Origin of the sequence: Streptomyces sp. NPDC050263 (genome assembly GCF_040655955.1) — a bacterium.
Classification (GTDB): Bacteria; Actinomycetota; Actinomycetes; order Streptomycetales; family Streptomycetaceae; genus Streptomyces.
The window spans coordinates 50,051-72,891 of sequence record NZ_JBFAKW010000002.1 but is presented as its reverse complement, the minus strand read 5'-3'; the positions used below and the strand labels follow the sequence as shown (position 1 = coordinate 72,891).

General features: G+C 71.0%; 10 protein-coding genes. 9 read left to right on the top strand and 1 reads right to left on the bottom strand.

All coding sequences use genetic code 11. From position 1 onward, the window contains the following. Nucleotides 1–161: 161 nt before the first annotated feature. From AB0J04_RS01200 to AB0J04_RS01165, 8 genes are all read left to right on the top strand, one after another. Nucleotides 162–941, top strand: a complete 780-nt coding sequence (locus AB0J04_RS01200) for an MHYT domain-containing protein (protein WP_363166270.1) — start codon at nucleotides 162–164, stop codon at nucleotides 939–941. Nucleotides 942–1,200: 259 nt separating this feature from the next. Then, nucleotides 1,201–2,850 (top strand): nitrate- and nitrite sensing domain-containing protein, encoded by a 1,650-nt coding sequence (locus AB0J04_RS01195; RefSeq protein ID WP_363166269.1) that lies wholly within the window; start codon nucleotides 1,201–1,203, stop codon nucleotides 2,848–2,850. A gap of 325 nt (nucleotides 2,851–3,175) precedes the next feature. Next, nucleotides 3,176–4,981 (top strand): ABC-F family ATP-binding cassette domain-containing protein, encoded by a 1,806-nt coding sequence (locus AB0J04_RS01190; protein ID WP_363166268.1) that lies wholly within the window; start codon nucleotides 3,176–3,178, stop codon nucleotides 4,979–4,981. A gap of 191 nt (nucleotides 4,982–5,172) precedes the next feature. After that, nucleotides 5,173–7,044, top strand: coding sequence for a PQQ-binding-like beta-propeller repeat protein (locus AB0J04_RS01185; protein WP_363166267.1), 1,872 nt, complete (start codon nucleotides 5,173–5,175; stop codon nucleotides 7,042–7,044). Between the two features lie 67 nt (nucleotides 7,045–7,111). After that, the gene (locus AB0J04_RS01180; RefSeq protein ID WP_363166265.1) at nucleotides 7,112–9,121 is read left to right on the top strand and encodes a PQQ-binding-like beta-propeller repeat protein; all 2,010 of its coding nucleotides are present in this window, start codon (nucleotides 7,112–7,114) and stop codon (nucleotides 9,119–9,121) included. A gap of 231 nt (nucleotides 9,122–9,352) precedes the next feature. Further along, nucleotides 9,353–10,054 carry a response regulator transcription factor gene (locus AB0J04_RS01175; RefSeq protein ID WP_363166264.1) on the top strand — a complete coding sequence of 234 codons (702 nt, stop codon included), beginning with the start codon at nucleotides 9,353–9,355 and terminating at the stop codon, nucleotides 10,052–10,054. After that, complete coding sequence (locus tag AB0J04_RS01170; protein WP_363166263.1) at nucleotides 10,051–10,500, top strand: hypothetical protein; 450 nt, start codon at nucleotides 10,051–10,053, stop codon at nucleotides 10,498–10,500. The genes AB0J04_RS01175 and AB0J04_RS01170 overlap by 4 nt, the downstream gene beginning before the upstream one ends. 5 nt (nucleotides 10,501–10,505) lie before the next feature. Further along, nucleotides 10,506–10,748: a hypothetical protein gene (locus AB0J04_RS01165; protein ID WP_363166262.1), complete on the top strand. Its 243-nt coding sequence runs from the start codon at nucleotides 10,506–10,508 to the stop codon at nucleotides 10,746–10,748. A 213-nt stretch (nucleotides 10,749–10,961) separates the two neighbouring features. Here AB0J04_RS01165 and AB0J04_RS01160 read toward each other — a convergent pair whose 3' ends face one another. Next, a complete protein-coding gene (locus tag AB0J04_RS01160) occupies nucleotides 10,962–14,606 on the bottom strand; it encodes a DNRLRE domain-containing protein (RefSeq protein ID WP_363166261.1) in 3,645 nt (1,214 codons plus the stop codon). Between the two features lie 510 nt (nucleotides 14,607–15,116). Here AB0J04_RS01160 and AB0J04_RS01155 point away from each other — a divergent pair. After that, on the top strand, nucleotides 15,117–22,829 hold the full coding sequence (locus AB0J04_RS01155) for a ricin-type beta-trefoil lectin domain protein (RefSeq protein ID WP_363166260.1): 7,713 nt from the start codon (nucleotides 15,117–15,119) through the stop codon (nucleotides 22,827–22,829). Nucleotides 22,830–22,841 lie beyond the last annotated feature (12 nt).

The window sequence follows — 22,841 nt, the reverse complement described above, 5'->3', positions numbered from 1 at the left end:
CACGTCACGATGACTTAATGTTCAACATTGATCTCCATGGTCCCTTTCGCGCCGTCTGCGTCTCAGTGGCGGATGGCATGATCAGCCGACCCCCGTCTGCTGTTACCGGCGGTACCGCGTGAGCGCGCCCTGTTTCGCGCCACGGCCGAGAGGAAGTCCCCATGGGGCACATGGATCACTTCAGCGCCGGATGGGTCACCCCCGTCCTCTCCTATGCAATGGCCTGCGTCGGCTCGGCGCTCGGACTGCGCTGCACCGTCCGGGCACTCGAGGCGGACGGCGCCTCCAAACGCAACTGGCTGCTGCTGGCCTCCCTCGCCATCGGGTCCGGCATCTGGACCATGCACTTCATCGCCATGCTGGGCTTCAGCGTCGACGGCACCCCGATCCGCTTCGACGTCCCGCTCACCGTCCTCAGCCTGCTGATGGCCGTCGGCGTGGTCGCGGCCGGCGTCTTCACCGCCGGCTACGGCCGCTCGCGCGTGACGTCGGTCGTCCTCGGCGGCCTCGGCGCCGGGCTCGGCGTCGCCGCCATGCACTACACCGGCATGGCCGCCCTCAACCTGCACGGCCGGATCGGCTACGACCCGACCCTGGTCATCGCCTCGGTCGCGATCGCCGTCGTCGCCGCGACCGCCGCGCTCACCCTCACGCTGATCGTGCGCGGGTCGGTGCTGGCCGCCGTCGCCGCCCTCGTCATGGGGCTCGCGGTCAGCAGCATGCACTACACCGCGATGTGGGCCGTCAGCATCAACCTCGCCCCCAGCAGCGCCGCCCTGCCCGGCGCGACCGCCACGGAGTTCATCTTCCCGCTGGCCGTCGTGCTCGGCTCCTTCCTCTTCCTCACCTCCGCGTACGTCGCCCTCTCCCCGACCGGCAAGCGCCATGAGGCGGCCGTCGCCGCGGAACTCCTGCGCGAGGTCGAACTGACCACGGCCTGAGCAAAGTTCGAGGCCGACCCGGTCGCGCCCGCGAGCGTGCGCGCGGGCGCGCGCTCAGCCGTCCGCCCGGTGCGCGCGACCGACCGCCGCCGACCGTGAGCCACCGGCCGCCCACCGAGCCGGGGCAGGCGTGAACCGCCTGCGCACGCGCTGGTCCTGAGCGGTGCCCACGCCCGTCACGCGCCCCCACGGAACACCGCGCCCGCCCCCCCACATCGCCACCTCACCTCACCTCACCTCACCCACCCAACGAGGCGCCATGCGCATCCTCCGCACCTCCGCCCGTCTGCGCCCGAGATCGGTGCGGGCGAAGATCGTCGCCCTGCTCATGCTTCCCCTCGTGTCCCTGATGGCCCTGTGGGGCTTCGCGGCGGTGACGACCGCCTCCAGCATCGGGAACACCGAGCGGGCCAAGGACGTCAACGCCGAACTGCTCCAGCCGGTCGGCGAGTTCATCAACGCCGTGCAGGCCGAGCGGACCGCCGCCCTGCGGTACGCCGACGCGCCCGACGCCTTCCGGAAGGCCGACACGGTCACCGACAAGGCCGCCGCCGACCTCGTGGACGGCATCAACTCCTCCAGCTCCGACGCCGCACTCCTCGACACCGCGCTCCCCGAGCGGCTCGACGCCCTGGAGGCCGACGCCGGCGGACTCACCGCACTGCGCGACGAGGCGACCGCCAAGGACGCCGCGGCCTCCGTCGCGTACACCCGGTACTCGGCGATCGTCCAGCACGGCTTCGCCGCGATCGGCGCGCTCACCGGCGACGACACCACCGACTCGGCGTCCGAGGCGCGCGTGCTGCTCGAACTGGGCCGGGCCCGCGAGGCGGTGGCCCGGGAGCAGGCGCTGCTCGGGGCCGCGCAGGCCCGCGGGAAGCTCACGAAGGACGAGTACGCGCTGTTCGTCGGCGCCGTCGCCACCCAGCGCGAACTGCTCGCCCCCGGCGTCTTTGACCTCCGGGCCGCCCACCGGTCGGCCTACGACGAGGTACTGGACGCGAACGCGTACGCGCGCGTGCGGAGCGTCGAGGACGCGGTGCAGGCCGCGGGCCCCGGCGGGAAGGCCGTGTCGGCGTCCGCGCTGACGGGCTGGGACACGGCCGTGTCCGGTGTCCTCAAGGGACTCACCGCCGCCGAGGACGGCGCGGGCACGGGCGAGACGGCGAAGGCCGACCCGTTCGGCTGGGACACGCTCGGCGCGTCCGGGATCGCCGTGGTGCTCGGCCTGATCGGCGTGCTGCTGTCGCTGCTGGTCTCCGTGATCGTCGGCCGCGGCCTGATCGTCGAACTGCTCGACCTGCGCAACTCCGCCCTGGAGGTGGCCGGCCGCCGACTGCCGCAGGCCATGCGCAAGCTGCACGCCGGACAGGGCGTCGACATCGACGCCGAGGCCCCCATGCGCCGCCTCGCCGGCGATGAGCTCGCCCAGGTCGGCACCGCCCTCACCGCCGTCCAGCGGGCCGCGCTGAAGGCCGCGTCCGAGCGCGCCGAACTGCTCAGCGGGATCTCCGGGGTGTACGTCAGCCTGGCCCGCCGCAGCCAGGTGCTGCTGCACCGCCAGCTCGACCTGCTCGACGCCATGGAACGCCGTCAGCACGACCCGGCCGAGCTGCACGACCTCTACCGCGTCGACTACCTCGCCACCCGGATGCGCCGCCACTCCGAGAGCCTGCTGATCCTCTCCGGCATCGCCCCCGGCCGCGGCTGGCGCGACCCGATCCCGCTGGCCGACGTGCTGCGGGCCGCCGTCGCCGAGATCGAGGGCGCCGAGCGGGTCCAGACCTGGGCGACCCCGCGCGTGTCGCTGGTGGGCGGCTCGGTCGCCGACGTGATCCATCTGCTCGCCGAGCTCGTCGAGAACGCGACCTCGTTCTCGCCGCCCAGCAGATCGGGCTGTTCGTGGTGAACCGGCTGCGCGAGCGGCAGGGGCTTCGGGTGGAGGTGCGCTCCTCGCCGAACGGGGGTGTCACCGCGGCGGTGCTGATCCCCGAGGGGCTGTTGCGCGACGACATGCCCCATGCTGCCGAGGGCCGGGGGTTGGCTCCCGCGGCACTAGCCCGTGTGGGCGTTGCGGGGGGCTGCCGCCCCCAGACCCCCGCTTCGGCCCCGAAGAGGCCTCGTCGCCTCGTCCTCGAACTCCCCCGGAGGGGGTACCCCCGGACGGGCTGAGGGGCACCGCGGCTCGCCGGACTACCCTGGAGGGTCGATCGATCCCCCCGGGCAGGAGAGAAATGGCCGTCAATCTGGTCAATGTCGAGAACGTCAGCAAGGTGTACGGGACCCGTGCGCTGCTCGACGGCATCTCGCTCGGCGTGTCCGAAGGGGACCGGATCGGTGTCGTCGGCCGCAACGGCGACGGCAAGACCACGCTGATCCGGATGCTCGCCAAGCTGGAGGACGCCGACACCGGACGGGTCACCCACTCCGGTGGGCTGCGCATGGGCGTGCTCACCCAGCACGACTCCCTCGACCCCGCCGCGACCGTCCGGCACGAGGTCATCCGGGACATGGCCGACCACGAGTGGGCGGGCAACGCCAAGGTCCGGGACGTGCTGACGGGACTGTTCGGCGGGCTCGACCTGCCCGGCTTCCCGCAGGGGCTCGACACCGTCATCGGGCCGCTCTCGGGCGGTGAGCGCCGCCGGATCGCGCTCGCCAAGCTGCTCATCGAGGAGCAGGACCTCATCGTCCTCGACGAGCCGACCAACCATCTCGACGTCGAGGGCATCTCCTGGCTCGCCCGGCATCTGCGCGAGCGCCGGTCCGCGCTCGTGTGCGTCACCCACGACCGCTGGTTCCTGGACCAGGTCTGCACGCGCATGTGGGACGTCCAGCGCGGCGCCGTCCACGAGTACGAGGGCGGCTACTCCGACTACGTCTTCGCGCGCGCGGAGCGCGAGCGCATCGCCGCGACCGAGGAGGTCAAGCGGCAGAACCTGGTCCGCAAGGAGCTGGCCTGGCTGCGCCGCGGCGCGCCCGCGCGGACGTCCAAGCCGCGCTTCCGCGTCGAGGCCGCCAACGAGCTGATCAAGGACGTGCCGCCGCCCCGCGACAGCAGCGAGCTGATGAAGTTCGCCTCCTCACGCCTGGGCCGGACGGTCTTCGACCTGGAGGACGTCACCGTCCAGGCCGGTCCGAAGGTGCTGCTCAAGCACATCACCTGGCACCTCGGCCCCGGCGACCGCATCGGCCTCGTCGGCGTCAACGGCGCCGGCAAGACCTCCCTGCTGCGCGCCCTGGCCGACGCCGCCCGCAGCGAGGGCGAGACCCAGCCCGCGGCGGGCAAGGTGATCGTCGGCAAGACCGTCAAGCTCGCCTACCTCTCCCAGGAGGTCGGCGAACTCGACCCGAACCTGCGGGTCCTGGAGGCCGTCCAGCAGGTGCGCGAGCGCGTCGACCTCGGCAAGGGGCGGGAGATGACCGCCGGGCAGCTGTGCGAGACGTTCGGCTTCAACAAGGACAAGCAGTGGACGCCGGTCGGGGACCTGTCCGGCGGTGAGCGCCGCCGCCTGCAGATCCTGCGGCTGCTGATGGCCGAGCCCAACGTCCTCTTCCTCGACGAGCCCACCAACGACCTCGACATCGAGACCCTCACCCAGCTGGAGGACCTCCTCGACGGCTGGCCCGGCTCGATGATCGTCATCTCCCACGACCGGTTCTTCGTCGAGCGGACCACGGACCGGGTCTTCGCGCTGCTCGGCGACTCCAGCCTGCGGATGCTCCCGCGCGGCATCGACGAGTACATCGAGCGCCGGCAGCGCATGGAGGAGGCCGCGGCCGCCACCGCCCTGCCGGCGACCGCGCCGAAGCCCGCGGAGAAGAGCGCGGCCGACCAGCGCGCCGCCAAGAAGGAGCTCCAGAAGGTCGAACGGCAGCTGGACAAGGTGTCGGAGAAAGAGGCGAAGCTGCACGCCCAGATCGCCGACAACGCCACCGACTTCGAGCGGGTCGCCAAACTCGACGCCGAGCTGCGGGCGTTGGTCGGCGAGCGCGAGGAACTGGAGCTGCGGTGGCTGGAACTCGCCGAGGACGCGTGAAGGGTGCGTGAAGGCGCATAACAACGGCATCACAGGCCGGTCCTCCCTTGGGAACAGGGGTGGATCGGCCCCGGGAGCCGTCCGTCACGGGTGATAGAAAGAGCCGTCTGAGAACTTTCTGAAGACGGCTTCGGGTGGGTCACTGACCTGGGGGCGTGGCTAAAAAACAGTGACATAGGGGGAACACGCTGATGGCTCAGCCGCCCAATCAGCCGCCGCAGCAGGGTGGTTTCGGAGCACCGCAGGATCAGCCGCAGGGCGGGTTCGGCGCGCCGCAGATGCCGCCGCAGCCGCCGCAGGGCCCGTCCGCGCAGCCGCCGCAGCCGCCGCAGGGCCCGTCCGCGCAGCCGCCGCAGCCGCCGCAGGGCCCGTCCGCGCAGCCGCCCCAGCCGCCCCAGGGCCCGCCCGCGCAGGCGCCGCAGCCGCAGCCGGGGTACGGCTATCCGCAGCAGCCCGGACCGTACGGGCAGCCTGGACCGTACGGTCAGCCCGGCCCCTACGGCGCGCAGCCGGGTCCGTACGGCGCGCCCGCAGGCCCCTACGGCCAGCAGCCCGGCTACGGCTACCCGCAGCCGCCCCAGTTCCCGGGCGCCCCCGGTGCTCCCGGCGCGACCCCGCCCGGCGGGCGCAACCCCTTCAAGGGGCGGCCCGCGCTGGTGGTCGGGGCCGCGGTCGCGGCGCTGGCGGTGATCGGCGGGCTGGTGTTCGCGGTCACGAGCGGCGGCGACGAGGGCGGCAAGAAGCCGCTCGCCGGGCCCAGCGACGACGCCAAGGCCACGGCCACGTCGAGCGGCGGCCCGGTCAACCCCGGTGACGGCAGCGGCGACGGCGGCGAGGACACCGAGGACTTCAACGCGAGCCGCCAGGCCGGCGAGGCGAAGGTGCTCTGGTACAAGGAGGCGCCCGACGCGCCCGCCTCCGGCGCCGACGCCCCCGGCATGTGGATCACCGCCAAGTCGGCGGTGAAGGCGGCCTACAAGGACGTCGTCGCGTACAACGTCGGCGACGGCAGGCCGACCTGGGACACCATCAGCTTCCCGCAGGAGATCTGCGCGGTCACGCCGCAGAAGACGGCGGACGACAAGGTCGTGGTGGCGTACATGAGCGGCACCAGCGACCGCGCCAAGTGCAACCAGCTCCAGCAGATCGACCTCGGCACCGGCGCCAAGGGCTGGAAGGGCGTCGTCGCGGACGGCGCGCTGTTCGACAGCGCGATCACGATCGAGCTGTCGCTGACCGGCAACACGCTCATGGTGGGCCGCTCGCAGTCCGGGACGGCGTACGACGTCCGCACCGGCAAGAAGCTGTACGACAAGCAGAAGTACGGCGACGCGTGCTTCCCGACCGCGTTCGCGGGCGGCACCCGGCTGATCGAGGTGGCGTCCTGCGACGCCTCCGAGACCACCGAGCACGACGAGATCCAGGAGCTGGACCCGGCGACCGGCAAGGTCAAGTGGACCCAGAAGTTCGACACCGGATGGACGGTCGCCAAGACGTACTCCGTCGACCCGCTGGTCGTCTACAGCACCAACGACGACAAGAACACCTGGAACATCTCGACGTTCAAGCCGGACGGCTCGTACCGCTCGCAGGTCGGCTTCGACGAGGACTTCGCCCCCGAGTGCGACTCCAGCTTCCTCCAGCGCGACCTCACCGGCTGCGTGGGCACGGCCTCCGACGCGGGCACGCTGTACCTGCCGACCGAGGCGAGCAGCGGGCCCAACGAGATCGTGGCGATCGACCTGTCCACCGGCAAGGAGAAGTGGCGGGTGAAGTCCCCGACCGACGAGTCGATGCTGCCGGTGAAGGTCGAGGGCGGCAACCTCGTCGCGTACGTCGAGCCGTCGTACGACGCGGCCGGTCAGGTGGTGTCGATCCCGACGGCCGGGTCCGCGCACAAGACGACGAAGCTGATGCAGCTGCCCGAGAGCACGGTCGACATCGAGGACGGCTTCTACTCGCGTGACCTCGACTGGGTCGACGGGCGCTTCTACCTCTCCTCGACCCGGCTGACGGGCAACGACGACACGAAGGAGAAGTTGATGCTCGCCTACGGCAAGTGAGGCGAACCGCCGTCGTCCCAGCCCCCGTCTCCCGAGCTTTCGAGCGTTCTCCCGAGGTACCCACACCATGACCCAGCCGCCGCCCCCGCCCCCGAACCAACCCCCGCAGCAGCCTGCGCAGCCTCCGCAACAGGGCGGTTTCGGCCCGCCGCCGTCCACGCCGCCGCAGGACGCCGTTCCCGCGGACGCGGTGCCCCAGCCCCCCGCCCCTGACCTGGCGAAGCCCCCGGCACCGGGCTACGGCTACCCGCAGGCCCCGGGCCAGCCCCCGCAGGCCCCGGGCCAGCCCCCGCAGGCACCGGGCCAGCCCCCGCAGGCACCCGGCCAACCGCCCCAGGCCCCGGGGCAGCCGCCGCAGGCACCTGGCCAACCGCCCCAGGCCCCGGGGCAGCCGCCGCAGCCGCAGCCGGGTTACGGCTACCCGCAGGCTGCGGCCCCCGCGCCCGGATACGGGTACCCGGCTCCGCAGCCCCAGCCGGGCACCCCGGCGTACGGGCAGCCTCCGCAGCCCGGTCCGTACGGGCAGCAGCCCGGTTACGGGTACCCGGGGCAGCCGGGTCCCGGCTACCCCGGGCAGCCCACCGTGCCCATGTACGGCCAGGCCGGCGGGCAGGGGCAGGGCGCGGCAGGCAAGAAGCTCAACGCCCAGATGCTGATCATCGTCGCGGCGGTCGTCGCGATCGCGTTGATCGTCGGCGGCGGCATCTGGTACGCGTCCGGCGACAAGGGCAAGAAGGAAGAGACCAGTTCGGCCGGTCCGACCGGCGGCGGAGGCGACAAGGGCGACTCGGGCGGCACCGGCGGCACGTCCTCCGGCGGCAGCGAGAAGGCGCCGGCCGACCCCGCCTCCAAGCTGCTCTTCAAGGTCCCGATGCCGGTGGTCAAGAAGGACGACAGCGTCGGCGTCAAGGGCTCCTGGGTGACCGACAAGGCCTATGTGAAGACCGGCGTCAGCGAGATCGGCGGCTACGACCTGGACAAGGGCGCCAAGCTCTGGACGATCAAGCTGCCGGGCCCGGTCTGCGAGACCAGCCGGTTCGCCACCGACGACTACCGCACCGCGATCGTCTTCCAGGCGAGCGCGGCGGAAACGGCCCGGTGCGATCAGATCGGGGCGATCGACATGGCTGCGGGCAAGCAGCTGTGGACGAAGACGGTCGCCTCCGGTGACTACCCGATCGACTTCGACAACGTCACGGTCAGCGCGAACACGGTGGCCCTGGGCAGCACGGACGGCGGCGCGGCCTTCGACATCGACTCCGGCAAGGTGCTGTGGTCGCCGAAGCCGGCCGACACCTGCTACGACGCCGGCTACGGCGGCGGCCCGAAGCTGGTGGCCGTGCGCAAGTGCGGCGACTACGACAACCCTCAGCTGCAGATCCAGACCATCGACCCGGTCTCCGGGAAGGTGATCTCCGAGTACAAGCTGGCCACGGGCATCGAATACGCGTCCGTCGTGTCCACCGATCCGCTGGTGGTGGCCGCCGACGTCGGCGACAGCGCCGGCGACGGCAGCGGCATCTCGGACTTCTTCTCCATCGACAACAAGACCGGCAAGCTGCGCACCCGCATCTCGGTGCCGGGCGACGACTACGCGGCCGACTGCGACGGCATCACCAAGGTCGAGGCCTGCACCATGCTGGCCGTCGGCAACGACCGGATCTACGTGCCGACCGAGGAGCACGACGGCACCGGCGAGTACAGCCGCACCAACGAGGTCGTCGCCTTCGACCTGGCCACCGGCAAGCAGACCGGCCAGCGCGCGGACGCCGGCGACGGCTACACGATCTTCCCGCTGCGCATGGACGGCAGCAATCTGATCGCCTACAAGCGGCCCCCGTACGACAAGGGCGGCCAGGTCGTCAGCATCGACGGCGGCACGTTCAAGGAGACCCTGCTGCTGCAGAACCCGGCCACGGAGTCGGTCCGCGACCTGGAGACGGCCATGTCCCCGGAGTACTCGGAGGTCCTCTTCGCCCAGGGCCGCCTGTTCATGTCGGAGGTGTACGCCGACGACGGCGCGACCTCGGGCGGCGACCCGCAGTACCTGGCGGTCGCGTTCGGCGCGGGCAGCTGATCGCGGGCAGCTGATCGTCCTAATTGCGGCCTCGGCCCCGTCCCTGCTCAGGGGCGGGGCCGTGCACTTACCGCCCATGACCCTCGAATGCGAGGAATTTCGACGATCCGGGGCACTTCTCACGAGTAGGGGGAGCGCAACGTCGAACAAGCGTGTAGCTTCCGGGGGCATGAAGAACGGGGTGCCGGGGGGCACCCTTTGTTTGTCGTGGGGGGACTGGGGGGTTGCTCGATGGGAGTGCGGCTGATGGTGGTCGACGACCACCGACTGCTCGCGGAGGCACTGGCCTCGGCGCTCAAGCTGCGCGGGCACCGGGTGCTCGCCGCGGCGGCGCCGACCGCGGGAGCGGCGGAACTGGTGATCACCCGCGCTCCGGAGGTGTGCCTGCTGGGCACGGCGACCCCGGCCGAGCCGGGCATCTTCGATCCGGTGGTCCGCATCAAGCGGGAGCGCCCGCAGGTGGCGGTCCTGGTCCTCGGCCCGGTGCCGAGCCCGCGCGGCATCGCGGCGGCCTTCGCGGCCGGCGCCTCCGGGTACGTACGCCATGACGAGCGCATAGAGGGCGTGGAGCGCGCCATCATGAAGGCGAGGGCGGGCGAGGCGGCGGTGGCCCCGCAACTGCTGCAGGGAGCCTTCAGCGAGCTGCTCAACCCCGCGGCCCAACCGGACGACGAGGGCCAACGCCTGCTCCACATGCTCACCCCGCGCGAGGTGGAGGTCCTGGTCCGCGTCGCCGACGGCGAGGACACCCGGCTGATCGCCGCCGGCATGGGCATCGCCCCCTCCACGGCCCGCACCCACGTCCAGCGGGTCCTGATGAAACTCGGCGTGGGCTCTCGTCTGGAGGCAGCCGCCCTGGCGGCCCGAACCGGCCTGCTGGACCGAGCGGGTGCGCTGCCCCGCACCCCGCGCGACCCGGAGGACCGCGCATGAGAGACGTCATACGCCGGGGCGCACGCCTGGGCGCGCTGATCGGCGCCTGGCCGGCGGGGATCGTCGGCACGCTGTGTCTGGTGACGGCGATCGTCTTCCTGGTCGGCGACCTACGGGGAACCGCCTGGGCGATCCTGGTCATCGGCGCAGGCGCCGCGCTGGCCTGCCTGACGGTGTGCCTCGCCCTGGGAGCCGCCACCGGTCTCGCCCTGGCCGTGGCGCCCCGCCGACTGCTCGCCCACCCCCTGCCGAGGGGCCTGCTGGCGGCACTCACCATGGGTCTCCCGCTGGCGACGCTCCCCCTGGTCCTCCTCCGCGGAGACGGCTACACCCTCGCCGACTACCCTGCGTCGACCCACCTCGTGTTCTGGTCCCTCCCCCTGGCGGCGGCCCTGGTGACGGCGGCCCGCAGCGGCGAGATCGCCGGGCGCGGCAAGGATCGCTGAGCGCGATGCCGGGACAGGGAAAGCGCAGGCGGGGCCGACAGCGCGGCGGCGCCCCACAGGCCGTGGGCCGCTGGGAGGCGCTCTTCGAGACGCAGGACGAGCCGGAGTTCCGCACCGAGCTGCGGCGCCTGCGAGCGGAGCACCCGGAGATCGACGAGACGGCGATCCGCGTGGACACCTTCTGCGGCCGCTCGACCCACCCGACGACGTACCGGCTGAGCGTGTTCGTACCGGCGGCCGAGTCCTAGCACCGGCCCTGGTCCCGGAGACGGGCGCGGGGTCCGGAGACGGGGGCGGCGTGCCGGAGACGGGCGCGGGGTCCGGAAACGGGCGCGGGGTCCGGAAACGGGCGCGGGGTCCGGAGACGGGCGCGGCGTGCCGGAGACGGGCGCGGGGCCGCAGTCCGTGGTGGACTCCGGCCCCGCGCCCGGGGTTTGCCGACGGGCGGGCTTTCGCGCGGGTCAGCCGAAGCGGAGCTTCGTCGTCGCCCAGGCGCTGTCCGCGCTGATCACCGCCGTTCCCGTGCCGATCACCGATGCTCCGCCCTTGTGGAAGTAGATGCTTCCGGCGCTGGACAGGGCCCAGATGTCGGGGATGCCGTCTCCGGTGACGTCCGGGGTGCCGTAGAGGTGGGTCACGGGCACCGTGGCCGTCGACCAGCCCTCGGCGTAGACCTCGTCGGCGCCCGTCTTGGAGGCCGCCGCGGTCGCCAGGGAGGCGATCGTGGCGCCGCCGGCGCTGTCCGCGACGCCGTAGCGCAGGTAGAGGCGGCTGGAGGAGCCGGAGCGCCACAGCAGGTCGGGCGCTCCGTCGGCGTCGTGGTCGCCGACCGAGACCAGGTCCCGCTCCAGCCACGCCGTCGAGGCGATCTTGGTGACGGTCAGGAAGGTGGCGCCGGTGTACCCCTCGAAGGCCCACATCGCGCCGCCGGTGGCGGTGGCGAACAGGTCGGCGCGGCCGTCCGCGTCGTAGTCGCCCACGATGAGCTGGTCGAGGGTCGCCGGGTCCGGGGAGCCGGAGGGCAGCCGGAGGGTCATCCGCTGTGAGATGTCGACGCCGCCGTAGCCGTCGCCGGGGTAGACGTACAGCTTGCCGTCGGGCATGCGGGCGAAGACGTCGCCGATCCCGTCGGCGCCGACGGCGTCGCCGCCGTGGGCGATCAGCGCCGCCGTGCCGTCCGTGCCCTTCCAGTAGCCGGGCAGGTGGTCGGCGCCGTCGCCGTCCGGGTCGGACAGCAGGGCGGTGCCGTTGTCGTGGGCGGCCTCCATGCCGACGTGCAGGTCACCGGCGGACGACGAGGGGTACATCAGCAGGTTGCCGCCCGAGCTGATCGCGAACAGGTCGGGAACGCCGTCGCCGGTGGTGTCGCCGGCCTCGTCGGCGGTGTCGCGCGGGGTGACGTAGAACAGGTACTTCGTGCCGAGCGAGACATTGCCGGCGCTGTCCACGGCCCGTACGTACAGCACGTTGGGCCCGGCGAGCGGCGGTGACAGCGACACGGTCGTCGAGGCGCCCGCGGTGACGGTCTTGCTGCTCGCGTAGGTCGTGGTGTTGAACGACCACTGGAACTTGGTGACGTCGGTGTCCTCGTCCGGCGCGATGGTGAAGTTGCCGGCCGTGCCGAACTTCACCGTCGACCAGACGGAGCCGTCCTCGTCCGCCGCCGGGAACGCGGTGGACGTGATCAGCGGCTCGTTGGGCACGCTGCTGTCGTAGATGAACCGGCACACGCCCGGGTCGGCGGTCGGCGCGTACGGCGAGGCGGCCCCGCTGGAGTCGATCGCGCGCACCCGCCACGAGTACTGGTAGCCGTTGGTGAACGACGACTTGGAGACGGTGGCCGACGCCTTGCCGGCGCTGGTGACGGTGACGTTCTTGTCGAGGATCTTGTCGTCGCCGTAGCCGGTGCGCCACAGCTCGAAGTCCAGGTACTTCAGGTCCTGCCTCGTGGAGGTGTCGTCCGCGTCGGAGGAGGCGGCCGACAGCACGAGGTCGCGCTTGCCGATGTGGATGTACGGGGTGGTGCGGTCGCACTGGCCGCCGGGCGTCTGCGTCACCGAACTCGGCGTCTTCGGCTTGCGGTTGTAGACGAGGGTGAGCTTGGGCGCGCTGTCGCCCTCGGCGCGGAACTTCTTCCAGGAGTACGCCGAGTCCTCGGTGCTGGCGCGCAGCCCGATGGTCATCGAGGACCAGCCGCCGTCGGCCGCGTCCTGGGCGACCGACTTGGCGTCGTAGCTGACGTAGGCGTCCGGGCAGGACGAGTTGTAGCCGTGCGCGAAGGACTTGGTGCCGATCTCCGACTTCCAGTCCGGCTGGTTGTTCCAGGTGGTCTTGGAGGAGATTCCGCCGGTCAGCCACACCTGCATCTCCCGCGAGGAGCACGACCAGGAGTAGGTCTCCCGCAGCTTGATGGAGGCCGAGGACACGTGCGCGCCCTTGATGTCGGTGGACCAGCCGAGCTTGAAGAAGGAGCGGGACAACCCCCAGGTCGTCGACTCGTAGCCGACGCGGGCCTCGGTGGTGCCGGTGTTGTAGTTGGCGCCGTCGTAGAAGCTGGAGCTCGGGTACTTCTTGTAGGCCGTGGTCCAGTTCTTGGTCTTGCCGTAGATCGTGGGGTCGACGAAGACCGGGTAGACGGTGTCCTCGTCGGTCAGCAGAGCGGCGTCGGGCACGATCGACAGGGCCGTGGAGGCGGCGCCGGGCGCGCTCAACTCGGCCCCGGCGACGGCCAGACGGGTGCCGGGGTCCGGCCCGGCGAGGCCGGGCAGCGCGAACACCTGCGCGTCGGTGAGGGCGGCCGGTTCGGCGTCGGAGTACACGGCGTCGCCGGTGCCCGAGGCCGTCTCGCGGTACACGGCGGTCCCTGCCCGCGTCCCGCCGCGGAAGGCGGCCGGATCGGCGGTGGACGTCTCTGCGGCAGACGGATCGGCGGCAGACGGATCGGCGGCAGACGGATCGGCGGTGGCCGACGCGGCGGGCATCTCCTCGATGTCGAGGGACTCGGACTCCTCGGACTCTTCCGACTCCTCGGGTTCCTCGGTCGCCTCCGCCGCCGGCGCGTCCGTGTCCAGCCCGTCCGCGGGCGGGGCGCTCTCCTCGCCGACCTCCGCGCCGGGCTCCTCGGAGTACGACGGGGCCGGCTCGGCGGGCTCCTCCGTGGGCTCCGGGTCCGCGCCCTCGGTGACGGCGTAGGAGCCCGCGGAGTCCCACAGGTAGGGGGTGGGGGAGACGGCGATCTCCTGGCCGTCGCGGTCCTTGCCGGTGACGATCCTGGTGACCGGGTCCAGGTGGAAGGTGAGGTCGGGGGAGGACAGGCCGTAGGACAGCGTGGTGAGCGCCGGGTCGGCCGCGGCCGCCGCGCTGTGCACGATCAGCAGATGGCTGAAGCCGCTGGCCTGTGCGGTCAGCAGCAGGTCGACCCCGTCGAACACGTCCCGGTACAGGGCGCTGGAGCCGCTGATCACCGGTTCGGGCACCGCGCCCGGCCAGCTCAGGGTGATCTCGTGGCCGTCGCTGGTCATGGTGGCGAGCTCGGTGTAGCCGTCGGTGGCGTCGGCGACCTGAAGCGCGCTCCCGCCGGACCCGCCGCTCCCGCCGCTCCCGCCGCTCGCGGCGCTGAAGACGGCCGGCCGTACGGTCGCCGTCCCGGTGCCTGCGGCCTTCGTCGCGCCGCCTGCCTTCGTCGCGCCGCCGCCCGCCGAGAACACCACGGGGTCGGCCGCCACCTTGGGGGCCCATCCGCCGTCGGCCGTCCGGGCCAGCGTGGTGTCGACGGGCTTCCAGACGCCGTTCACCTCGGCCCGTACCGGTGCGCCGTACGCGACGAGTTCGAAGCTGCCGTCGGGGCGCGCGTACGTCGTGGACGTCTCGTCGCGCAGCGCGGTCACCTCGACGCGCTTGCCCGTGGAGACCGCCCGTTCCTGCGCGGTGTCCTGGGTGAGCGGGGCGGCGGCCGCCTTCTTGGTTTCGCCGGGGGAGTCGGCGGGCCCCGGATCGTCGAACAGTGGCACGGTCAGCAGCCCGACGCCGAGTGCGCCGGCGACCAGAGCGGCCACCCCTGCCCTCCCGCGTCCGGACGCGGGCAGGCCGAAGCGACGACGTTCCATGGTGGTGCGTCCCTCCCCCTAAAATTCCGGGACTCCCGGAATTCTGTGAAATGCCTATGCGGTCCCTGGGTCCGAATTTCGGTTTCCGGTCGCCAGGGAAAGCGAGCACAGAGCATGGCCGATGCGGCGGGATCGCGCCACACCGCTTGATGCCCTTTGCCGTTCCGTTACCTGGGGCATGGAGCGAACCGGTCTGCCCGTACGTCTAGCAAGTGGGTCTCATCAGCGAGTTCGCGTCTCGGACGCCGAGTGGCAAACGAGTGCAATTTACGCATACTTGGCGACCGATTGACCATGCTTTGGCCGGTTCTTTGCCATATAAACGGCCCGGATATCTTTTATGGCGGGCTATGGAATTTCGCCCTGTGAGCTAAATCACGCACCATATTTGGCTTGTTGACTTTCCGTGAACACGTGCCCGAGCATTCGTGCTCATCAATGGACCGAACTGTGTGCACGGGGGCTGCCGCTGTGTGGGGATCTCTGTCGTGGAGCGGCAGGAACAGGCTCGTGAGCACACGAGCCGAGCGCCGCAGACGGACGCGGATGCGCGTCGGCGTCGTCGGCTCGCTCGTGGTGGCGCTGGCGGTGGGCGTCCTGCCGGCCGCGTACGCGCTGCCGCCGGGTGACGACCGCAGCGGGGTCGACCTGGTCGACCTCCCCGACGTCGAGCAGGCCGACGGCGAGAACGGCGGCGCGCTCGCCGAACTGACCACGGCCGAGGCCGAACAGCCCACGGAGTACGAGCCGAGCCAGGTCGCCGCCCCCGCGGGCGGCACCGCCACGGAGGAGCTCACCGGCCTCGCCCCCGGCGACCTGGTCCCGCTCACCCAGGCCGACGGCACGGCGCTCCCCGTCGAGGTGGGTGCGCCGGAGACGGCCACCGCGGCCGAGGCCGCCGCCCTGGAGGGCGAGTGGGCGGTCACCCTCGCCGGCCAGGACGAGCTGTCCACCACCGCCATCGAGGGCGTCGCCCTCACGGTCACCCCGCCCGCCGAGGCCACCGGCGACGCCGTGATCGCCCTGGACTACAGCGACTTCTCCGAGCTGTACGGCGCGAACTGGGCCGACCGGCTGTCGTTCGTGCAGTACCCGGCGTGCTTCCTGACCACCCCGGACACCGAGGGCTGTTCGGAGCCGACCGAGGTCTCCACCGACAACGTGGTCGCGCAGACCGGCACCGACGCCGACGGCAAGGCGGTCTACGAGCGCCGCGTCCTGGCGACCGTCGCGACGGAGGACCTGGCGGCGGGCGGCACCAGCGACGCCGCCGCGTCCACCGCCGCGGCCTCGGGCGAGGGCACGGTCACCGACGCGGTCTACCGCGAGGAACCGAAGGCACGACTGGCCACCCTGGCCGCCGCGACCACCGCCGCCTCGGCCGACGGCTCCGGCTCCTCCGTCCTGCTCGCCACCGACTCCGGCTCCGGATCCAAGGGCGACTTCGGCGCGACGCCGCTGGTCAGCGCCGGTTCCTGGTCCGCCGGCGGCAACTCCGGCGGCTTCACGTACTCGTACACCCTCCAGGCCCCGAGCGTCCCCGGCGGCCCCTCGCCGTCGGTGTCCTTCGGCTACAACTCGCAAGGCGTGGACGGCCGGACGTCCGCCTCCAACAACCAGCCCTCCTGGATCGGCGACGGCTGGGAGTACAACGCGGGCTCCATCACCCGGACGTACACCTCCTGCCGCGACGACCAGACGAACGGCAACAACACCAAGAAGACCAGCGACCTCTGCTTCGGCTCGTACAACGCCACGCTCACGCTCGGCGGGACGACGACCGAGCTGGTCCTGCCGGACGAGACCGACCCCTTCGGCGACGACTGGGTCACCGCCAACGGCGACGGCTCCCGCGTCGAACTGCTCAAGAACACGAGCCTCGGCAACGGCGACGCCGACGGCGAGTACTGGCGCGTCACCACCCGCGACGGCACCCAGTACTACTTCGGCAAGCACAAGCTGGCCGCCGACTGGGCGAGCGGCGACCCGGTCACGAACTCGGTCTTCACCGCGCCCGTCGCCGGCAACCAGAGCGGCGAGCCCTGCTACAAGTCGGGCGACTTCGCCGGCTCCTTCTGCGACCAGGCCTGGCGCTGGAACCTCGACTACGTCGTCGACGGCAACGGCAACGCGATGACGCTGTACTGGGCGAAGGAGACCAACCACTACGCCAGGAACAACAAGTACAAGACGCCGGTCGCCTACGACCGCGGCGGCTGGCTCAAGCGCATCGAGTACGGCCTGACCTCGGCCGACCCGTACGCCACCCCGATCTCCAAGGTCACCTTCGACGTCGACGAGCGCTGCTTCAAGGAGGGCGAGCTCGCCTGCACCGTCGAGGGCGACGACAACGACAACTTCGCCTCCGGCGACTTCGCGAAGAACCGCATCTGGTACGACACCCCGGCCGACCTGTACTGCGCCTCCGGCAAGGAGTGCTACGTCCCCGTCCCCACCTTCTGGTCGCGCAAGCGCCTCGCGCAGGTGACGACGTGGACGCAGCGCACCCAGGGCTCCACCGAGCTGTCCAAGGTGGACAGCTGGACCCTCCAGCAGTCCCTGCCCGCCGACCTCACCGACGAGGGCACGGCCCTGTGGCTGGAGTCGATCACCCGCACCGGCTACGGCACCGACGGCGAGGCCATCGCCCTCAACCCGGTGGCGTTCCTCGCCAACAGCGTCTCGATGCCCAACCGCGTCAAGCGCAGCTCCAGCGACCCGAACCCGGCGTTCGACCGGCTGCGCATCGCCCGCGTCGTCAGCGAGTACGGCGGCGAGACCGTCGTGACCTACAAGACCGACGCCTGCAAGGTGGACGGCGCGTTCCCCGCACCGGCCGAGAACGTCGGGCTGTGCTTCCCGGCGTACTGGAACCCGGACCCGGACAAGGAGACGATCGACTGGTTCCACAAGTACGTCGTCGCCAATGTCCAGGAACTCCCGGCGCTCACCGGCCTCGACCCGATCACCACGACGTACGACTACCTCGGTGACGGGGCCTGGGCTCTGAACCAGGCAGAGTTCTCCAAGAAGAAGACCCGCACCTACGACCAGTGGCGCGGCTTCGCCCGGGTGCGCACCTACACCGGCGACGACAGCTCCACCGCGTACATGTCCACGCAGAAGGGCATGACCGAGACCCGCTACTTCCGCGGCATGGACGGCGATCCGCTGCCCGGCGGCGGCACCCGCTCGGTCACGGTCAAGGACTCCGCGGGCGTCACGATCGCCACGGACGAGGAGCCCTTCGCCGGCCGCGTCGCCGAGTCCCTCACCTACGCCTCCGCCACCGCGGACACCTGGCTGACCAGGACCGTCGACAAGCCGAAGGCCGTGAAGCTGGCCGCCCGCAGCCGCTCCGGCGGCATCCCGGACCTCAAGGCCTGGCGGATCCTCACCCCCGAGTCCCTCACCTACACCCGTTCCTCCGGCGACGGCGACGACGACCGGGAGCTGCGCGTCCTGCGCACGGTGACGGAGTACGAGGACACGTACGGCCTGCCCACGCAGGTCACCGAGTACAACGACTGGTCCTCCGACACCGCCGCGAACAACGCGGACGACGACACCTGCACGGTCATGTCGTACGTCCACAACACGGCCAAGCACCTCATCGGCCTGGCCAAGCAGACCCTCGTGACGGCCGGCGCCTGCACGGAGACGGCCACCGCCGCCGACTGGATCGACGGCTCCCGCGTCGCCTACGACGGCCTGGCTTACGACGCCGCCCCGACCACCGGCAACGCCACCGCCACCTGGGCGATCACCGGCGCCGGCGGCGGCTGGGTGAAGGACGGCGAGGTCACCTACGACGACTACGGCCGGACGACGTCCACGAAGGACGCGCTGGCGATCGCGAACAGCGAGGACCTCAAGGACGTCACGACCTACACGCCGAACACCGGGCAGGTCTTCCAGGTCACGACCACCAACGTGCTGGACCAGAGCGAGACCAGCACGCTGGAACCCGGTCGCGGGGTGGCCCTGACCGACGAGGACGTCAACGGCCGCGTCACCACCTACACGTACGACGCGCTCGGCCGCGCCACCCAGGTGTGGAACCCGAACCGCGCCACGTCCGAGACGCCGTCGGCGAAGATCACGTACGACACCACGATCGGCCAGCCGGTCTCGATCACCACCGAGTCCCTCACCGACGACGGCGACTACGCCGCCTCCACCGTCATCTACGACGGCCTCGGCCGCGAACGCCAGAAGCAGGAACCGGCGGTCGGCGGCGGACGCCTCATCACGGACACCCTGTACAGCGCCAACGCCACCATCAAGCAGACCAATAACGCGTACTACGACAAGGAAGACCCCTCCACCGTCCTGTTCGAGCTGGACTCGGACTACCAGGTCCCCAACGCCACGCTCTACGCCTACGACGGCCTGGGCCGCACGCTCACCGAGACGCCGTACCTCAACGGCACGGAGGTCCCGGCCAAGGCGACCCGCTACGAGTACGGCCTCGACAACTCGACGGTGATCAACCCGACGGGCGCCACCGCCCAGCGCACCTGGTCGGACACCATGGGCCGCACGACCCGTGTGGACACGTACACGGACGCGCTGCGCGCCGCGTACCGCTCGACGACGTACACGTACGACCAGCGCGGCGACCGTGTCGAGGCCAAGGACTCGGAGGGCAACCTCTGGACCTGGACGTACGACGCGCGGGGCCGTGAGATCGAGGCGGTCGACCCGGACACGGGCACGACCACGACCCGGTACGACGTCCTGGACCGGCCCGAGCTGGTCACGGACGAGAACGCGTCCGTCTACACGGTCTACGACGAACTGTCCCGCCCGATCGAGCAGCACGCGGACTCCGCCACGGGCACCCTGCTGGCGAAGACCACGTACGACACGCTGATCGGCGGCGCGGGCCTGCCGACCTCGCAGACCCGCTACACGGACGGGCTCGCCTACACCACCGCGGTGACCGGCTACACGACCGACTACCAGCCGGCCGGCCAGAAGATCTCGATCCCCGAGTCGGTGGCGCTCGCCTACGGCCTGCAGAAGGAGTACGTCTACAGCTACGAGTACTCGGCGTCGGGCCTGATGGAGGCGGTCAATCTGCCCTCCGTGGGCACCCTGCCCGCCGAGAAGGTGGTCGTCCGCTACAACGAGGACGGTCTGCCGGTCTCCACCTCGGGCCTTGCCTGGTACACCGCGCAGACCTCGTACTCCCCGTACGGCCAGGTCCTGCGCACGGCCACCGGCGAGAACCCCAACCGCGTCTGGACGACCAACCTGTTCGACGAGGCGACGGGCGAGCTGACCCAGAGCATCGTCGACCGCGAGTCGACCAGCGACACCACGGCCGTCACCGGCCACCGCGTCAACGCCCGCAGCTACGCCTACGACCCGGCCGGCAACGTCACCTCGATCGCGGACACCTCGAACTCGGTGACCGACCGCCAGTGCTTCGCCTACGACGCGCTGGGCCAGCTGAGCGAGGCGTGGACGGCTCCCACGTCCTGCACGGCCACCGGCAAGACCACGGCTGCCCCGAAGTACTCGGACGGCACGACCAACGTCACGGCGGCGAACAGCGGCTACTGGCAGTCGTACACGTACGACGCGCTGGGCAACCGCAAGAAGCTCGTCGAACACGACCCGGGCCTGGATACCACCAAGGACGCCACCACCGACTACACCTACGGCAAGACGGACGGCACCCAGCCGCACACCCTGACCGGCATGTCCTCCGCCTACAAGGCGGACTCCGGCGCGCAGGTGACGAAGGCGACGGCGCTGACGTACGACGACGCGGGCAACACGCTCACGCGCACCTACGACGGCTCCGAGCAGGCGTTGTCGTGGACCTGGGACGGCCAGGTCGAGACGGTCACCGGCTTCGGCGAGAACGGCTCCGGCGCGTGGAAGGGCCTGGCGAACAAGTGCCTGGACCTGGCAGGCGCGTTGACGACGGCCGGCACGCCGATCCAGCTGTACACCTGCAACGGCTCCAAGGCGCAGAAGTTCCGCATCGACTCGGCGTCCGCCACGGATCCGTCGACGGGCGCCCTGAAGATCCTGGGCAAGTGCGTGGTCCCGAAGGACGCCGGCACGGCCAACGGCACGCTGGTCGTCATCGCCGACTGCACCGGCGCGGCGGGCCAGCAGTGGACGGCGACGGCCACCGGCACCCTGAAGCACGTCTCGTCGGGCAAGTGCCTGGACGTCCCGAGCTCCAACTCGGCCGACAGCACCGACCTCCAGCTGTACACCTGCAACAGCACGACGGCCCAGTCCTGGGTGCCGGACAAGGAGACGAAGTACGTCTACGGCGGTGACGGCGAGCGCCTGATGGCGATCTCCGCGACCGAACGCACCCTGTACCTCGGCGAGTCGACGATCTCGGTCGACGCGGCCGCGGGCCCCGCCTACACCGAGCGCTACTACTCCCAGCCCGGCGCGCCGACGGTGATGCGCCACGCACAGGGCACGGGCACGGCGGAACTCTCCGCCCAGATCGCCGACCAGAACGGCACGTCGTACGTCAACGTGGCGCTGACGTCGGGCAACAAGGTCAAGTTCTCCAGGACGGACCCGTTCGGCGTGGAGCGGTCCGAGTCGACGACATGGCGTTCGCACCAGAGCTACGTCGGCGGCGACGACGACGCGAGCAGCGGCCTGGTCCACCTGGGCGCCCGCGAGTACGACCCGTCGACGGGCCGCTTCCTCTCCGTCGACCCGGTCCTGGACCTGGCCGACCCGGTCCAGATGAACGGCTACGTCTACTGCGAGAACAACCCGGTCACCTTCGCCGACCCCTCGGGTCTGGCGTCGGAGGGCGGCAGCTCGGAGTACGGCGGCCCGTCGGCATCGGAAGAGGCGTCGGCGAAGAAGACGCTGAACACCTCGGTGTCGGACGTGATCCTTTCGATCGGCTGGGCTGCGATCAAGGAGTTCGTCGGCTGGGACAGCGTGGTGGGCTGCTTCTCCCGCGGCGACGTCTGGGCGTGCGGTGAGCTGTTCCTCAACGCCATCCCCTGGACGAAGGCGTACAAGGCGTTCGGGATCGCCAAGGCCGCGTACCGGATCGCGAAGGCGATCAACGCGCTGATGAAGGCCAAGGAGAAGGCCCGCAAGATCATCGAGCTGGCCCGCAAGGCCCGTGAACTGGCCCGCAAGGCAGCCGCGGCGAAAAAGAAGGCCGCCGCGCTGGCGGCGCAGTTGAAGAAGAAGGCCAAGGAAGCGGCGACCCGGCAGGCCAAGAAGGCCGCGCAGAAGACCGGCAACGCGATCCAGAAGGCGCGAAAGGCGGCGGCGAAGAAGTCGGAGCCGAAGCCGCGGCAGGCGAGGGCGGCCAAGGAGGAGTCGTCAGGGGGCGGCGGCAGCTGCTCGAAGGAGGAGTCCAACAGCTTCGTCCCCGGCACCCTCGTCCTGATGGCCGGTGGCGGCACCAAGCCGATCGAGGACGTCGAGAACGGTGACAAGGTCCTGGCGACCGACCCGGAGACCGGCGAGACCGCCGTGGAGACGGTCACCGCCGAGATCGTCGGCGAGGGCGTCAAGCACCTGGTCAAGGTGAGCGTCGCGCTCGGCGACGGCGAGCGGAGCGCCCAGGTCACGGCGACCGAGGGACACCCGTTCTGGGTCCCGGAGCTGGGCGAGTGGATCGACGCCAAGGACCTGAGTCCGGGCGAGTGGCTGCGCACGAGCGCCGGCACGTACGTCCAGATCACGGCGGTCGAACGCTGGACCACCCAGCGGGCCACGGTCCACAACCTCACCGTCAGCGACCTGCACACGTACTACGTGCTCGCGGGGGCCGCATCGCTCCTCGTCCACAACTGTGGATATCAGCAGGAGGCGTCCGACGCCCAGGCGAGGGCCAAGTCCCTGAAGGACCAGTGGACGGCCGCCACCGGATATAACGGTGGTACCGTCTCCGTGATCGGCGTCCGCAATATCGAAACCGGCGCCATCGTCAACCGCATTGCGGTGAACGGCCCCCGAAAGATGCCGAAGTTCATTCTCGGAGCGGGCGAGGAATGGGTGCGCGGCAAGGGCCACGCCGAATCCACCATATTCCGCGGCTTGGCCGACAACGAGGAGGTCATCTACGGTGGCACCTCGAGAAACGTCTGCTTCAAGGAGTGCCTGCCCTTCGTCCGGAACTGGGGCATGAGGCTGGGCGGACCGGTATTCCGGGGCGACGATTTCAAGACTGCGCACCGAATGTTCTGGCGCACCTGGCGGTACTAGGGAGTTTTGGAC

Coding starts and splice junctions, on each gene's coding strand:
- AB0J04_RS01170 (WP_363166263.1), top strand. CDS start 10,051: ATGAGAGACGTCATACGCCGGGGCGCACGCCTGGGCGCGCTGATCGGC.
- AB0J04_RS01180 (WP_363166265.1), top strand. CDS start 7,112: ATGACCCAGCCGCCGCCCCCGCCCCCGAACCAACCCCCGCAGCAGCCT.
- AB0J04_RS01195 (WP_363166269.1), top strand. CDS start 1,201: ATGCGCATCCTCCGCACCTCCGCCCGTCTGCGCCCGAGATCGGTGCGG.
- AB0J04_RS01185 (WP_363166267.1), top strand. CDS start 5,173: ATGGCTCAGCCGCCCAATCAGCCGCCGCAGCAGGGTGGTTTCGGAGCA.
- AB0J04_RS01175 (WP_363166264.1), top strand. CDS start 9,353: ATGGGAGTGCGGCTGATGGTGGTCGACGACCACCGACTGCTCGCGGAG.
- AB0J04_RS01165 (WP_363166262.1), top strand. CDS start 10,506: ATGCCGGGACAGGGAAAGCGCAGGCGGGGCCGACAGCGCGGCGGCGCC.
- AB0J04_RS01160 (WP_363166261.1), bottom strand. CDS start 14,606: ATGGAACGTCGTCGCTTCGGCCTGCCCGCGTCCGGACGCGGGAGGGCA.
- AB0J04_RS01200 (WP_363166270.1), top strand. CDS start 162: ATGGGGCACATGGATCACTTCAGCGCCGGATGGGTCACCCCCGTCCTC.
- AB0J04_RS01190 (WP_363166268.1), top strand. CDS start 3,176: ATGGCCGTCAATCTGGTCAATGTCGAGAACGTCAGCAAGGTGTACGGG.